Here is a 14,649-nt window from a genome sequence, read left to right as displayed (position 1 = left end):
GTGCAACGGAAACGGCGGGGCGGTGCTCCAGCGCGGAGCAGAGGCGCTGCAGGTGCGGATACTGGGCCATGACGAACCAGGACTTGCTGGTGTTCGCCGGATAAAGCGCCATCCAGCGCATTTGGCAAGCCAGGTAATAATCCAGCACCGACGGCACTGGCGCGCCGAGCCAGGCAGGGCGTTCCGCTGCGGCGCGGTCCAGGTTGGTCAGGTGAACGTGCAGCCGCTGGCGCAGCACCTTGCGCAGCTGGTCCTGATGGGCGGTGTCGGCGCCGATGTATTTCTCCGGGTAGAACAGCATCCGCAGATCGGCGTGCAGCGTGTTGGATGCGAAGAACAGCCACTTCAGAAAGGCGGCGCGGTCCGGGCTGTCCGCCGCGGGTGCCATGGCGCCATGGCGCTCTGCCAGCCACAGGAGGATGGCGGCGGTCTCAAACACCGGGCCGTCAGGGGTCTCCAGCACCGGAATCAGCCCGTTGGGATTGAGCGCCCGGTATGCCGGGCCGTTTTGGGCATCCGCCGCGCGGTCGACCAGCACAGTCGCATAGTCCTGGCCAAGCTCCTCCAGCACCAGCCGGATGATCAGCGAGGCGTTGTCGGGGGCGTAGTGAAGGCGGTAGTCCAGAGTCATGGCGCAATAATATGTCGCAATGCGGCGCAAAGGGTGTTCATTTCCGGCGTTTCCAATAGGAAACCCGCCTTTGTGATGTATCTTTGCCGCTGGGGCGCCGCCATGTGTTCAGACCAGCAGCCGGACCAAGCACAGAGCGGCGCAGGGAGCAGGTCACGCGGGCTTGCGCATCTTGCGGCGGCGGGCTAGGCGAAGTCCGTCCCGCAAGTTCATGGAAAGCAATGTAATATTAGCCGCGCCGGCGGCCAGTTCCAGGGTTTGGATCAGGTAGAACCAGGTGCCGAACTGCCCGGCTTGCGCCTTGGCGGCAAGAAAGACGGCGCTGGGCAGCAGGATCAGCAGGCCGTTGGCGGCAATGATCTTCATGCGGCGGGATTTTGCCGCCACTTGCGGCAGCTTCCAGCCGCGCCCCAGCGAAGCGCCGGTTGCCCCGGCTGCAGCCATCGCCGGAATCAGCAGGACCATGCCGTAGAGCACTGCCGTTTTCACAAGGGCAATGGTTTCGGGGCTGCCAAAGGCCTCGGACAGGGCTGTGGAGACCCAGAAGGTCGTGATCGTGAGCAAGGCAAGCGTGCTGGCGATGGCGTGGATGCGGTGTTTCATGGCTGAGAGCTCCTTAAGGTATATAGCGTGCTATGTAAATGGATTTGCATAGCACGCTATTCAAGTGCCATGTGAAGAAATGAGCGATTTTCAGAAGACGTCGGCCGGTTTTCTGGCCAATCACATGGCCCGGCTGTTTGCGGTGGCGCTGACCGGCCGGGTGCAGCCGCTTGGGCTTGCGCCCGCGCAGTTCATGGTTCTGCTGGAGTTATGGGCGGAGGAGGGGCGCACGCAGGCTGACCTAACGGCGGCCCTGTCGGTGGAGCAGGCGACCATGGCCAACACCCTGGCGCGGATGGAGCGTGACGGGCTGATCGAGCGGCATCCTTCGCCTGCCGACAAGCGCGCGCGGCTGGTGCATCTGACGCCGGAGGCGCGGGGGCTTAAGGCGCAGGCTATTGCCGAGGCGCAGGCTGTCAACGGTCAGGCCTTGGATGGATTCAGCGAAGACGAAGCAGCAGCATTTCTAGCCATGATGCGCCGGGTGATTGCGAATTTTCAGCGGGACCGCCGGTAAGGGGCAGGGCCGTTCTTGCAAACCGGACCGGTCTCAGATCCGCCGGGCAGTGCAGACGAAATGGGTCAGCGACAGGAAGAAGCGGCCTTCCTCGGCCAGTTCCTGCTGTTCCCGCGCCCAGGCGGCGGCATCGTCTTCGTCTGTGGCCCCAAGATCGACCGCAAAGGCCCTGATCAGCTGAATCATCATTGCCGCCAGCCCGTCGGGCCGCAAAGTGGTGTCGCAGACCGTGACCGGCTGCATGCCGCCAGGCTGATAGCCGCAGGTGCGCAGCTCGGAGGGCAGCAGTGCGGGCAGGGCGCGTTCTGCCATGTGGCGGCCCCAGGCTTCGAGCATGCGCTCCATGCGGCGGGTGTTGTCGCTGTGCCAGGCCAGCGTGTCCCAGTGGATGTCGCCCACAGCCAGCAGCCCGCCGGGCTTCAGCACCTTGTGCAGGGCGCGCAGGGCCGGGCGGCGGTCGGTGAGGTATTCGAACACCTGCAGCGCTGCGGCCTTGTCGAAGCTGGCGGCATCAAAGGGCAGCCGGGCGGCGTGGCCTTCAACCAGCGTGACATTGGCGCGGCCATTGATGCGCTGATGGGCGGCGGCCAGCATTTGCGGGCTGGCATCCAGCCCGGTGACATGGCCGGAAGGGCCGACTGCGCGGGCCAGCTCCAGTGTCAGGAGCCCGTTGCCGCAGCCCAGGTCCAGGATGTGCTCACCCGGCTCCGGCGCCAGTGCGTCAAACGTCGCCCGCCGCCGCCGCGATACATCGGCGCCCTGGTAGGCGTCCTCGAGCAAGCGTGTTGTTTCTTCGTCGAAGTTCAGCATGAATAATGGTCCCCTAGGAAGATGAGCTATAGTCCGGGGGCGGATGATTTCCAGCCGGGCGCCGTTAAATCCGCGCCAAGCCCTCTCGCGCGGTCCGGGCAAACCCCTTATAAGATGCGCAAACACGTATTCAGGGAGCCCGCTGATGACCGGAGAACTGTCACCCATCGACAAGGCGAAGTTTGTTGCCGCCAAGCGCGCAGCCGAGATGGTGGAGGACGGAATGCGGGTTGGCCTGGGCACCGGGTCCACTGCCGCCTGGCTGGTGCGCTGCCTGGGCGAGATGGTGAGCCGCGACGGGCTGAAGATCACTGCGGTGCCGACGTCGTCCCGTACCGCAGCGCTGGCACGGGATGTGGGCATCAATGTCGTCTCGCTGGATGAGGCCAAATGGCTGGACATGACCATCGATGGCGCGGATGAGTTCGACACGGACCTGAATCTGATCAAGGGTGGCGGCGGTGCGCATCTGCAGGAGAAGATTGTGGCCACGGCTTCGGATCAAATGGTTGTGATTGCGGACGCCAGCAAGTCGGTCGAGACCCTGGGCGCCTTCCCGCTGCCGGTTGAAGTGCTGCCCTTCGGCTGGCAGAGCAGCCAGGCGCTGCTGGAAGAAACCCTGGTGTCGATGGATGTGATGGGCCGCAGCACGACGCTGCGGATGAACGGGGATGCGCCGTTTGTGACCGACGAGGGCAACTATATCCTCGACCTGCACCTGAACCGGATCGGCAACTGCCGCCAGCTGGCGCTGGTGCTGAACCAGATCCCGGGCGTGGTGGAGAACGGGCTGTTCATCGACATCTGCGACACTGTGGTGATCGGCTATGGAGATGGACGGGTTGAGGTGCGCGATATCAATGAAGGCACCGTCGAAAAGGACAAGCTGGACTTTGTCGAGAACGACAACTTGTTCACCGATCTGCAGGATTGAGGCTGGCCGCCAGGCCGGCAGGCCGGGCTGCGGCAGGCGGTTGGGGCCATCAGGCGGCTGCTTTAACCGAAATGAGAGCTTTCCGCCCCACAACCCCGCGTGAAAGCGCAGCAAAAGGTTGAAAGCGGCGCAGGAACGCCCACTTGGGCATATGGCGTTTGGTGTCCGGTTGTGGGATACCAGCACAAGAACTGCAAAGGGCGGAAATTCATGAGCTTTGATTACGATCTGTTTGTCATCGGCGGCGGCTCCGGCGGGGTGCGCGCAGCCCGCGTGGCGGCACAGGAAGGCGTCAAGGTGGCGCTGGCCGAAGAGGACCGCTACGGCGGCACCTGCGTGATCCGCGGCTGCGTGCCGAAGAAGCTGATGGTTTTCGCCTCCGAATATTCGGGCATGGTCGAAGATGCGCAGGCTTATGGCTGGGACATCAAAGCGGGTGATTTCAGCTGGGATGCCTTCAAGGGCAAGCTGCATGCCGAGCTGGACCGTCTGGAAGGCATCTACCGCAACATCCTGAAAAACAACGGCGTTGAAAGCTTTGACCAGCGCGCCAAGCTGGCTGATGCCCATACGGTCGAACTGGCCGACGGCACCCGCAAGACCGCCAAGCACATCCTGATCGCCACCGGCGGCTGGCCGACCGTGCCGGAGTTCCCGGGCTCGGAGCTGGCGATCACCTCAAACGAGATTTTCCACCTGGATGAACTGCCGGAGTCGATCCTGATCGTCGGCGGTGGCTATATCGCGTCCGAGTTTGCGGGCATCATGAACGGGCTGGGCGTGAAAACCACCCAGTTCTACCGCGGCCCGCAGATCCTGCGCGGCTTTGACGAGGAAGCCCGCGGCGTGGTGGCGGAAGGCATGGCGGAGGCGGGTGTGAACCTGCAGGTGAACACCAATGTCACAGAAATGCGCCAAGAGGGCGGTAAAATCCGGGTGATTGACACCCATGGCAACGAGCATCTGTTTGACAAGGTAATGTATGCCACTGGCCGGGCGCCGAATGCCGACAGCCTGGGGCTTGAGGAACTCGGCGTCGAGCGCGGCCGCAATGGCGCTATCGTGGTGGATGCCTACAGCCAGACCGGGGTGCCGTCTGTCTTTGCTGTGGGCGATGTCACCGACCGGGTGAACCTGACACCGGTTGCAATCCGCGAAGGCATGGCCTTTGTCGAGACCGTGTTCAAAGGTAACCCCACCAGCCCGGATCATGACCTGATCCCGACCGCGATTTTCACTCAGCCGGAAATGGGCACCGTGGGTCTCAGCGAAGAAGAAGCAGCGGCGCAGGAGCCCATTGAGGTCTATTCCACCTCCTTCAAGCCGATGCAGCAGAGCTTTGCCGGCCGGGCCCAGAAAGTGCTGATGAAACTGGTGGTTTCGAAAGCCACCCGCAAGGTGCTGGGCTGCCATATCGTTGCACCCGGCGCCGGAGAGATGATCCAGCTGGCCGGAATCGCGGTAAAAATGGGTGCAACCAAAGAAGATTTCGACCGTACGGTTGCGGTGCACCCGACAATGTCGGAAGAGTTGGTGACGCTGAAAACTCCGGTGCGCTTTACCTGAGCGTCAGCCGGCAAGAATTGAAAACACATGCCGCCCGCCATCTGGCATCCTGGGCGGCAGCAAACGGATAGGAGACATATGGCGGGCAATAGCGGTGGCCCATGGGGGGGCGGTGGCTCCTCCGGCGGCGGAGGCAACCGGGGCAATAACGGCGGCAACAACGGCGGCGGCGGCCGCAAGCCGGAAGATCCCCAGATTCCCGAGATTGATGAGCTGGTGAAAAAAGGCCAGGAGCAGCTGCGTGTCCTGATGGGCGGGCGCGGCGGCTCGGGCGGCGGCCGCGGCGGCCGCGGCGGCGGAGGCGGCGGAGCGCCGCTGTTCACCAAGGGCACGCTGGGCCTGGGCGCCGTTGCTGCAGTGGTCCTGTGGGGCTTTTCCAGCTTCTACACCGTCAAGCCGGAAGAACAGTCGGTTGAGCTGTTTCTGGGCGAATACATGGAGACCGGCCAGCCGGGCCTGAACTTTGCCCCCTGGCCGCTGGTCACCTATGAAGTGATCCCGGTGCGGGTCGAGCAGACCGAGAACATCGGTGCCGGCTCGCGCGGCGGCGATGCCGGCCTGATGCTGACCGGCGACGAAAACATCATCGACGTGGATTTCCAGGTGGTCTGGAATATCTCGGATCCGGCGAAGTACCTGTTCAACCTGGCCGATCCGCGCACCACCATCAACGCGGTGTCGGAATCGGCCATGCGCGAGATTATCGCCCAGTCGGAACTGGCGCCGATCCTGAACCGCGACCGCGGCGCGATCACCGCCCGTCTGGAAGAGCTGATCCAGACCACGCTCGACAGCTACAACAGCGGCGTGAACATCATCCGTGTGAACTTTGACGGTGCTGACCCGCCTGAGCCTGTAAAAGACGCCTTCCGTGAAGTGCAGTCGGCCGGCCAGGAGCGCGACCGTCTGGAGAAGCAGGCCGATGCCTATGCCAACCGCAAGCTGGCAGGTGCCCGCGGCCAGGCTGCGCAGACGCTGGAAGAGGCCGAGGCCTACCGCGCGCAGGTGGTGAACGAGGCGCAGGGTGAAGCCAGCCGCTTTACCGCCGTTCTGGAGGAATACCAGAAAGCGCCGGAAGTGACCCGCAAGCGCCTTTACCTGGAAACCATGGAAGAGGTTCTGGGCCGCGTGGACAAGATCATCCTGGATGAAACCGGCGGCGGCGAGGGCCAGGGCGTTGTGCCGTACCTGCCGCTCAACGAGCTGCGCAAGCCGCAAGGGGGCAACTGATGCGGAAAACGACTCTTCTTCTGCCCGTCATCGTGATTGCGGCCATTGCGGTTCTGTCTTCGCTGTTCATCGTGGATGAGCGGCAAAAGGCGCTGGTGCTGCGCTTTGGCCGGGTTGTCGACATCAAGGAAACCCCGGGCCTGGCGTTCAAAGTGCCGGTTCTGGACAATGTGGTGCGCTACGACGACCGGATCCTCAGTGTTGAGGTGGGCCCGCTGGAAGTGACCCCGCTGGACGACCGCCGCCTGATCGTGGACGCCTTCTCGCGTTACCGGATTGCGGATGTCGAGACCTTCCGTCAGGCCGTTGGCGGCGGCGGCATCGGTGCCGCGGAACTGCGCCTGGACAAGATCATGCGGGCGCAGACCCGCGAGGTTCTGGGTTCGGTATCCTCCAACGATATCCTGTCCTCGGACCGTTTTGCGCTGATGCTGCGCATCCGCAACGGTGCGATTGCCCAGGCCCGCCAGCTGGGGCTTGAGGTGATCGACGTGCGCCTGAAGCGCACCGACCTGCCGCAGGCCAACCTGGAAGCCACCTTTGCCCGGATGCGGGCCGAGCGCGAGCGGGAAGCGGCGGACGAGATTGCCCGCGGTGAAGAGGCGGCGCAGCGCGTCCGCGCCCAGGCCGACCGGACCGAGGTTGAACTGGTCTCCGAGGCTGAGCGCGAAGCCGAGGTGATCCGCGGTGAAGCCGACGCCGAGCGCAACGCGATCTTTGCGTCCGCCTATGGCCGCGATGCGGAGTTCTTCGAGTTCTACCGCTCGCTGAACGCCTATGCGAATTCGCTGCTGGCCGGAAACTCCTCGCTGGTGCTGTCGCCGGACAACGAGTTCTTCAACTACCTGAAGTCCTCGGACGGCAAGGCGGCAACCCAGTAATGGGGTTCATCCTTCTGGCCCTTGGGCTGGTGCTGATTGCAGAGGGGCTGGTGTACGCACTGGCCCCTTCGCTTGTGGAGCGGCTGCTGGAGATCCTGCGCAGCCTGAGCGAGGCTGAGCGCCGCAATGCCGGCCTGGCGGCGCTGGCGCTGGGGCTGATCCTGGTGTGGCTGGCGTTCCGGCTTGGGCTTTGACTGCCCGCCTTGCACGCAGAATTTCAGCGAAATTGTAATCTTTCCCTGCTAGGATGGCATCAGCAGGGAGCTCGCCCGGCGCCGCAGCCCGCAAAGCGGGTCACAGCGGCTTTATTCTTTGCAACATTTGTTGCGGGACGGGCGGAATTTCCTACATTGGGTCCATAGGACTCCTTCCGGTATTTCCGGCCTCAGCGCCTGTCCGGGCGGGGGAGAAAAATTAGAAGAATGAAAAGATGACAAGGAGTAGTTCCGTGCAGCCACAGGCAATTGCAATTTCCCGCCAGGCAAGCGGCAGTGGCGCGACGATGCGCTTGGTGTGGCTTGCAGTGCTGAGCGTGGCGGTTCTGCTGATGCAGGCGGTCACCGCATTGGCCCGTCCCGAAAGCCTGGCGCCGCTGGCAGAAGAAGTCAGCCCGTCGGTGGTCAACATCACCACGACCACCGTGGTCGAGGGGCGCACCGGCCCGCAGGGGATCGTGCCTGAAGGCTCGCCCTTCGAAGATTTTTTCCGCGAGTTTCAGGACCGCAACGGCAATGGCAACGGCGACCGGCCGCGCCGCTCGTCCGCGCTGGGCTCGGGATTTGTGATTTCCGAGGACGGCTACATCGTCACCAACAACCACGTGATCGAAGGCGCCGACGAGATCGAGATCGAGTTTTTCCCCGGCGACGGCCAGCCCAAGGAGCTGCTGCCCGCCAAGGTGATCGGCACCGATCCCAACACCGATATCGCGCTGCTGAAGGTCGAAGCGCCGATGCCGCTGAAATGGGTCAAGTTCGGCGACAGCGACACCGCCCGCGTCGGCGACTGGGTGGTGGCCATGGGCAATCCGCTGGGCCAGGGGTTCTCGGTTTCCGCCGGTATCGTCTCGGCGCGCAACCGCGAGCTTTCGGGATCCTATGACGACTACATCCAGACCGATGCAGCGATCAACCGGGGCAACTCCGGCGGGCCGCTGTTCAACATGGATGGCGATGTGGTGGGCGTAAACACCGCGATCCTGTCGCCCAATGGCGGCTCGATCGGCATCGGATTCTCGATGGCCTCGAACGTTGTGGTCAAGGTGGTCGCACAGCTGAAGGAATTCGGCGAGACGCGGCGCGGCTGGCTGGGTGTGAAGATCCAGGATGTGGATGCGGATCTGGCCGAAGCCATCGGACTGGAGAAGGCCCGCGGCGCGCTGGTGACAGATGTGCCGGATGGCCCGGCCAAGGATGCGGGCGTGCTGGCAGGCGACGTGATTGTCAGCTTTGACGGGGTCGACGTGAAGGACACCCGCGGCCTGGTGCGCCAGGTTGGCAACGCTGACGTGGGTAAGACCGTGCGCGTCGTGGTTTACCGGGAAGGCAAGACGGAGACCTTGCGGGTCACCCTGGGCCGCCGTGAAGATGCAGAGCGCGTGGCCACCGGCCCTGAGGGCGGCGATGGCAGTCCGGATGTCTCCGAGAAGGAGCTGCTGGGTCTGTCGGTCGGCGTTCTGAACGACCAGCTGCGCGGCGAGCTGAATGTGGCAGAGGGGGTTGAAGGCCTGGCGATCCTGTCGGTGGACGAGACTTCGGAAGCCTGGGAGAAAGGCCTGCGTGCCGGGGATGTGATCACCGAGGCGGGCCAGCAGAAGGTTGCCTCGATCAGCGAGCTGGAGGCTCGGGTTTCCGAGGCCAAGGAAGCGGGCCGCAAGTCGCTGCTGCTGCTGGTGCGCCGCGGCGGTGAGCCGCGCTTTGTGGCGCTGAACCTGAGCGACTAAGCGGCGCCGGCAACTGCTGAAACACAGAGGAAGGCCGGGCGGATGCCCGGCCTTTTTGCCTGCCAGCGTCCCCGGGCGTGAGGCTGAACCGGGATCCCGGAGTGATGCTGGCAGGGAGCGGTTCCCGGGGCTGGAACTCCCGCTGAAAGCCGGCGCTCTGCGGCTGCACCTCGGGGCAGAGGCCCAAAAGGGAAGAGCCATGTGCTGGCGGGCACATGGCTCTTGTTGGACAGGCAGCCATTGGGATGGAACGGATAATGGCTGTCTATGAGCCGTTATGCGGCAGTGCGGCTGCGGTTTCTGTGACCGGGATTACAGAAGGCCGGTTTTCCCGGAGTTTTTAGCAGAAGCTGAACGGCTCAGATCGAATCCGGTTCGGCCAGCACGGCCAGCTCGCTCCGGTCCAGGATCTGCACGCCCCCGCGGCTGATGCCGACCAGGCCGCTGCGTTTCCAGGCGGCCAGGGTCTTGGAGACCGCCTCGCGGGTGGCGCCGACAAATTCCGCGAGCTCCGCCTGCGACAGGGCCACCCGGCCGTCGCTGTCTTCGGGCGACAGATACAGCAGCTTGCGCGCCAGACGCACCGGCATCGGCAGGAAGACCTGCTCGTTGAGCTGGGTGTTCATCCAGCGCATCCGCTGGCCTGCCAGCCGCAGCAGGTCGGCGGCCAGGTCCGGGTGCTGGCGGATCTGCTCCAGCACGTCGCCGCTGCGCAGCCGCAGGACCCGGCTGGGCTCGGCGGCGCTGGCGGTGGCAGTGCGCTCGCCGGGATCAAAGAGGGTGATTTCTCCGAACACCGCACCGGGGCGCATCATGTCGAGAGACAGCTTGCGGCCCGAAGCTGAAAGCACCGAAAACTCCAGCGCCCCTTCGGCGAGTGCGTAAAGCGCATCGCCCGGGTCGCCCTGCTCGAACAGCACCTCCCCTTGGCGCAGGCGCACTTCGGTGGCCTGGCTTTCCAGCATCCTCCGCAATGGCCCGGAGGCGCCGGAGAGGAAGCCGCTATCGGGCAGGCGGGTTTTCAGCATGGCCAGTCTCTTTGCGTTGGCAGCCCGGTCAGCCGGGCTCTTGGCGGGACCTTAGCAGAGGGTTCGGCAGCGGGGAACCGGGCAACTGAACCGCCTGGTTCAGCCCGGTACGGCGACCAGACCCAGCTTGCGGGCAGAGGCCAGCGACAGGGTGCCGCTGTCCAGCCCCAGCGGTGCCTGATAGCGCCGCACGGCGGAGCGGGTTGCCTTGTCCATCTGCCCGTGGATGGGGCCGCGGTAGAGCCCGCGGGCTGCGAGCGCCCGCTGGATGGTGCGGATGAAGTCCGGTGTCATCGAGGCCGGGCAGGGGATTTCGAACCAGCGTTCCTGGCGCGGCTGCACGATCTGCTGGCTGGTCTCGGTCCGGAAGACCGCGGGGCGGACCACCTGGCCGCTGCTGTCCAGCTGCGCAGGCTCTGCCAGCACCTGGCTGGTGACGGTCTCGATTACCGCGGGAGAGGTGTGTTTGCTCCAGCAGGTGCCGGGGGCTGCGCCGGGCGGGGCATAGCGGCCGTCGCGGGAGGCTTCGCTGCCGGGCTGCGGCTGGACGCAGGCGGACAGGGCCGTCAGCGCTGCCAGCAGCAGCGCAGGCGCCTGCCTGCGGCAGGTCTTGAAGGTGGATGGCGTCATGCCCGGTTGCCTCTGCCGTCGCCGCTGCCGGTGCGTTTGCCTGCAGCGGAGCGCTTTTGATTTGGCGGCAGCCTAGCCGAGTTCCGAGCCCTGCGCAAAGGCCGGATCGTGCTGGCGGCCTTGCTCTGCCAGCAAGAGGTCGAGCATCGGCGAAATGTCCTCGACCGTTTCGGCGATCACGTGGCTGACCGAGTGGGACCGCTGCAGCCGCCCGGTGACGCGCAGCAGCCGGCCCGAGATCACCGCGCGGCGGAAGGTCTCGTAGATCTTGCGCCAGACGATCACGTTGACCACGCCGGTTTCGTCTTCCAGCGTGACGAAGATCACGCCCTTGGCGGTGCCCGGGCGCTGGCGCAGGATCACCAGGCCTGCAACGGTGATGCGGGCGTTTTCGGGCGGTTCCTGCAGCCGGGCAGCGGGCAGGCACGCAGGCGGGCGCGGCCACGGCCCGGGGGCAGGACCGGGAACGGGCTGAAGAGTGCAAGGTCCGGCAGCGGCCGGCGGCGTAGCGGCGGGGGCTGGCATGAGGAAAATGGCTCCGCGGGTGAGAATTATCTAATGTGAACAAAGATAGAACATTGTGTTGGAAAGTCCAGCAGCGGCAGTATGAAGTCGCAATTGGGGCTGGCACCGCCGCAGGGGCTTGGCTACACAGTCGCCCAAGTACCGGAAAAGGGAAGAGAGCTGACAATGGCAAAGATCACTTACATCGAGCACAACGGCACCGAACATGTTGTGGATGTCGCCAACGGGCTGACCGTGATGGAAGGCGCGCGCGACAACAATATCCCCGGCATCGAAGCCGATTGCGGCGGCGCCTGCGCCTGCTCGACCTGCCATGTGTATATTGCGCCCGACTGGGTCGAGAAGCTGCCGGCCAAGGACGACATGGAAGAGGACATGCTGGATTTCGCTTTTGAGCCGGATCCGGCCCGCTCGCGCCTGACCTGCCAGATCAAGGTCAGCGACGCGCTGGACGGCCTTGTCGTGCATATGCCCGAAAAGCAGATCTGATGTCTGCGGGGACGGTTGCGCGGCGTCATCCGTTGCGCGCCCGGCCCCGTTCCGCCCGCCGCGCCTGGCGGGCGCTGTGCCTGGGGCTGGCCTTGGTTTCCGGACCGGCAGCTGCGCAAACGGGTTCCGGTGGCATTGGCCATTGGCCGCCAAGCCGGTCCGTCGAAATTATTTCCGCCGAATTCAACAGCCCGACGGCCCGCTATGCACACGGTGTTTTAGGCGACGCAGTTGAATGGTCCGGGTTGTCTCTTCGCGCTGCCGGGCAGGACGGGGAGGTTTGGGACGTCAGAACCGTGCTTCCCGAGGATCACGTCTTTGAAGATCTGCAGCCGCGTCTGGTGGACTTGGACCTGGACGGCCGGAGCGATGCAGTAATGGTTGTCGAGACGGATATGGGATTGGGCGCCGCATTGGCGCTGTATGGCGCTGAAGGCAAAATCGCGGAAACGCCGCATATCGGCACCCGGAACCGCTGGCTGGCCCCGGTCGGTGCAGCTGACCTGGATGGTGACGGCCATGTGGAAATCGCCTATATTGACCGGCCGCATCTGGCGAAAACCCTGCGCATCTGGCGGTTCAAGGAAGGGGAACTGGCCGAGGTTGCCAGCAAGCCGGGGCTGACCAATCACCGGATCGGCGAAGACTTTATAACCTCCGGCATCCGCGATTGCGGCCAGGGGAGCGAACTGATCACCGTCAGCGGCGACTGGCGGCGCATTGCCGTGTCGCGGCTCCAGGACGGGCAGATTATCAGCAGGGACGCGGGGCCGTTTCGTCAGGGTACCGCTTTGCGGGATGTTTTGGCCTGCCGTTGAAAATACGATCAAAACGCTGAAGTATTTAGGTAAATTCCGCCGCCTGTTTCAGGTTTATTCACCAGTTTAAGATTATCTTGGCTGGGATGGATAACTCCTGGCGGTTCCTGAGCGGTTCCTGCCGGGTCTGTTGCGGTACAGGAGACAGGCGCGTGAGCTTTACCCCCTATGTGTTCGGCACCGGTGTTACCGGATGGAACTTTCTGCAGCGCACCCGCGAGCAGCAGCAGGAAGTGTTCGACAAATCGCCCGTCATCGACCGGCAGGTGCAGGACTTCACCCAGAGGATTACCAGCATTCAGTCCGCGGACGAACTGCTGGACGACTACAGCCTTCTGACTGTGACGCTTGGGGCTTTCGGCCTGGACGAGGACATCGGCAACAGGGCCTTCATCAAGCAGGTTCTCGAATCCGATTTGGATGATCCGGTTTCCTTTGCAAACCGGCTTGACGACAGCAGATACCTGGCGCTTGCAGAAAGCTTCGGTTTCGGCGGCGATGCCGGCCCAACGCTTCCCAGCGCCCGTGCGGGCAGTGAATTTGCCAGTGTCACGTCTGCCGACGACCTGCTGGCAAATGGCACCTTGCTGCGCAAGGCTCTTAGCAACGTGGGGCTTGAGGGGCTGGAAAACAATCAGTTTTTTCTGCAGAAAGTGCTGAATTCCGATCTGACGGATCCGGAGTCCTTTGCCAATCAGCTGGGCAACCCCCGTTATGCGGAGCTTGCTGCACAGTTCAACTTCGCCGCTCCCCCGGAATATGAAAACAGCATCCAGAAACTGGTCGGGGAGTTCAATGAGCACACGGAGGGTCTGGCCAGCGCGGACGACCTGCTGGCGGACGAAGCGCTGCTGCAGGCGGTCATAGAGACGTTTGATCTGGAACGGACCAGCCCCGATTTTCTGCGGCGCGTGCTGGAATCCGACACCACGGATCCTGATTCCTTTGTGAATCAGCTGGACGACGACCGCTATGTTGCGGTTTCCGCGGCCTTTGGTTTTGGCCGGCCGGACCTCAATGACATAACCGACCCCGAGGAACTGCTGTCGAACCCGGCGCTGCTCGAAGAGGCGTTAGATCTGTTCGGCCTCATCAGCTACAGCGAGGATTACCTGCGCCAGGTTCTGGAGTCGGACCTGTCCGACCCGAATTCCTTTGTGAATCAGGAAGGGAACCAGGCCTTGTACGACTTCGCTGATGCCTTCCATAACGGCTGGCCGGATCTGCCAAGCAAGATGCAGGTGTTTTCGGATGAGATCACCGGCAGGCTGGATGAATTGGACAGCGCAACTCAGCTTGTCTTCGACCGGAGCCTGTTTGAGGCATCGCTGGACATTTTCGGGCTGAGCCACCGCATCACTGATTTCGATGTCATGACCCGCACGCTGGACTCGGATTTGTCCTCCAGCATCTCTTACGCCAACCTGCATCACGATAAGCGTATGACGGCCATGGCGCATGCCTTTGCTTTCAATGAGGGGGCAGCCGGGCAGGAGTATCCGGAAGGATTCGCCGAGGAGCTTGCCGAGCTTTTCACCACCCGTCAGTTTGAGATCCAGATCGGTGAAACAGATCAGAATATGCGTCTTGCACTGGCTTTCGAGCGCGAATTGCAGACGGTCGCGGACGCAGGGGGCAGCGAAGACGCGCATTGGTACGGGATTATCGGTTCTCCGCCGCTGAAAACGATCTTCGAATCGGCTCTGGGGCTGCCAAGCAGTTTTGGACAGCTGGACGTCGACCGCCAGGTCGAGGAAATGAAGGAGCGCACATTTGCGGCCTTCGGCACCACGCATCCTGCCGATTTGCTTGAACCTGAAAAGCTGGATGAGGTCCGCAACAGGTTCCTTTTGCTGAGTGATCTCAATTCGACGCAGGGCGGCGTCAGCGACCCGATTTTGTCCTTGTTCTGATCGAAAATTCAGCAAGCGCCGGGCGCAACGTGCCCGGCGTGAGCCAATTGTGACGGCCAAGCTCTGATGGGCCGGGAACAGGCGGGAGCGCTCCCGCCTGCAAAAGTTACTTCAGCGCGCGCCAGCCGATGT

The 14,649-nt window shown here is 63.5% G+C and carries 16 protein-coding genes; 10 read left to right on the top strand and 6 right to left on the bottom strand.

The annotated features are described in order from the left end of the window. Both RA20_RS12140 and RA20_RS12135 read right to left on the bottom strand, forming a co-directional pair. Nucleotides 1-631, bottom strand: a 631-nt coding sequence (locus RA20_RS12140; RefSeq protein ID WP_039128874.1) for a glutathione S-transferase family protein, incomplete at its 3' end; no start/stop codon positions are given. Between the two features lie 153 nt (nt 632-784). Further along, nucleotides 785-1,234, bottom strand: a complete 450-nt coding sequence (locus RA20_RS12135) for a hypothetical protein (protein WP_039128872.1) — start codon at nt 1,232-1,234, stop codon at nt 785-787. A 79-nt stretch (nt 1,235-1,313) separates the two neighbouring features. On the opposite strand from RA20_RS12135, the gene RA20_RS12130 reads away from it, so the two are divergent. After that, complete coding sequence (locus tag RA20_RS12130; RefSeq protein ID WP_039128870.1) at nt 1,314-1,751, top strand: MarR family winged helix-turn-helix transcriptional regulator; 438 nt, start codon at nt 1,314-1,316, stop codon at nt 1,749-1,751. A 33-nt stretch (nt 1,752-1,784) separates the two neighbouring features. Here the strand turns inward: RA20_RS12130 and RA20_RS12125 are convergent, their stop codons facing one another. After that, nucleotides 1,785-2,561, bottom strand: a complete 777-nt coding sequence (locus RA20_RS12125) for a methyltransferase domain-containing protein (protein WP_039128868.1) — start codon at nt 2,559-2,561, stop codon at nt 1,785-1,787. A 145-nt stretch (nt 2,562-2,706) separates the two neighbouring features. Here RA20_RS12125 and rpiA point away from each other — a divergent pair, with 145 nt between their 5' ends. The 6 genes from rpiA to RA20_RS12095 all read left to right on the top strand — a co-directional run bounded on the left by rpiA (nt 2,707) and on the right by RA20_RS12095 (nt 9,114). Then, entirely contained in the window at nt 2,707-3,495 is a 789-nt protein-coding gene (gene rpiA, locus RA20_RS12120) for a ribose-5-phosphate isomerase RpiA (RefSeq protein WP_039128865.1), read from the top strand. Between the two features lie 210 nt (nt 3,496-3,705). Then, nucleotides 3,706-5,061, top strand: coding sequence for a glutathione-disulfide reductase (gene gor / locus RA20_RS12115; RefSeq protein ID WP_039128864.1), 1,356 nt, complete (start codon nt 3,706-3,708; stop codon nt 5,059-5,061). Nucleotides 5,062-5,139: 78 nt separating this feature from the next. Continuing rightward, complete coding sequence (gene hflK / locus RA20_RS12110; protein WP_039128862.1) at nt 5,140-6,291, top strand: FtsH protease activity modulator HflK; 1,152 nt, start codon at nt 5,140-5,142, stop codon at nt 6,289-6,291. Next, complete coding sequence (gene hflC / locus RA20_RS12105; RefSeq protein ID WP_039128858.1) at nt 6,291-7,172, top strand: protease modulator HflC; 882 nt, start codon at nt 6,291-6,293, stop codon at nt 7,170-7,172. Before hflK ends, hflC begins: the two co-directional genes overlap by 1 nt. Further along, nucleotides 7,172-7,366, top strand: coding sequence for a DUF2065 family protein (locus RA20_RS12100; RefSeq protein ID WP_039128855.1), 195 nt, complete (start codon nt 7,172-7,174; stop codon nt 7,364-7,366). The genes hflC and RA20_RS12100 overlap by 1 nt, the downstream gene beginning before the upstream one ends. A 254-nt stretch (nt 7,367-7,620) precedes the next feature. Next, a complete protein-coding gene (locus tag RA20_RS12095; RefSeq protein ID WP_039128852.1) occupies nt 7,621-9,114 on the top strand; it encodes a Do family serine endopeptidase in 1,494 nt (497 codons plus the stop codon). Nucleotides 9,115-9,473: 359 nt separating this feature from the next. On the opposite strand, the gene RA20_RS12090 is transcribed toward RA20_RS12095, so the two are convergent. The 3 genes from RA20_RS12090 to RA20_RS12080 form a co-directional block, all read right to left on the bottom strand. Continuing rightward, nucleotides 9,474-10,142 (bottom strand): Crp/Fnr family transcriptional regulator, encoded by a 669-nt coding sequence (locus tag RA20_RS12090; RefSeq protein ID WP_039128849.1) that lies wholly within the window; start codon nt 10,140-10,142, stop codon nt 9,474-9,476. 99 nt (nt 10,143-10,241) lie between these two features. Then, nucleotides 10,242-10,772, bottom strand: coding sequence for a peptidoglycan-binding domain-containing protein (locus RA20_RS12085; RefSeq protein ID WP_039128846.1), 531 nt, complete (start codon nt 10,770-10,772; stop codon nt 10,242-10,244). A gap of 72 nt (nt 10,773-10,844) precedes the next feature. Then, entirely contained in the window at nt 10,845-11,297 is a 453-nt protein-coding gene (locus tag RA20_RS12080) for an OB-fold nucleic acid binding domain-containing protein (RefSeq protein ID WP_039128844.1), read from the bottom strand. Nucleotides 11,298-11,462: 165 nt separating this feature from the next. On the opposite strand from RA20_RS12080, the gene RA20_RS12075 reads away from it, so the two are divergent. The 3 genes from RA20_RS12075 (at nt 11,463) to RA20_RS12065 (ending at nt 14,517) form a co-directional block, all read left to right on the top strand. Further along, the gene (locus RA20_RS12075) at nt 11,463-11,786 is read left to right on the top strand and encodes a 2Fe-2S iron-sulfur cluster-binding protein (protein WP_039128841.1); all 324 of its coding nucleotides are present in this window, start codon (nt 11,463-11,465) and stop codon (nt 11,784-11,786) included. Then, nucleotides 11,786-12,604: an FG-GAP repeat domain-containing protein gene (locus tag RA20_RS12070; protein WP_039128838.1), complete on the top strand. Its 819-nt coding sequence runs from the start codon at nt 11,786-11,788 to the stop codon at nt 12,602-12,604. The genes RA20_RS12075 and RA20_RS12070 overlap by 1 nt, the downstream gene beginning before the upstream one ends. Nucleotides 12,605-12,756: 152 nt before the next feature. Beyond that, nucleotides 12,757-14,517, top strand: coding sequence for a DUF1217 domain-containing protein (locus tag RA20_RS12065; protein WP_039128835.1), 1,761 nt, complete (start codon nt 12,757-12,759; stop codon nt 14,515-14,517). The last annotated feature ends 132 nt before the right edge of the window (nt 14,518-14,649 follow it).

It is taken from the genome of Leisingera sp. ANG-Vp, from assembly GCF_000813725.1.
In the GTDB taxonomy this organism is placed as follows: Bacteria; Pseudomonadota; Alphaproteobacteria; order Rhodobacterales; family Rhodobacteraceae; genus Leisingera.
Note: the sequence above shows the minus strand (reverse complement) of the source record. Positions and strands in the feature narration are given on the sequence as shown.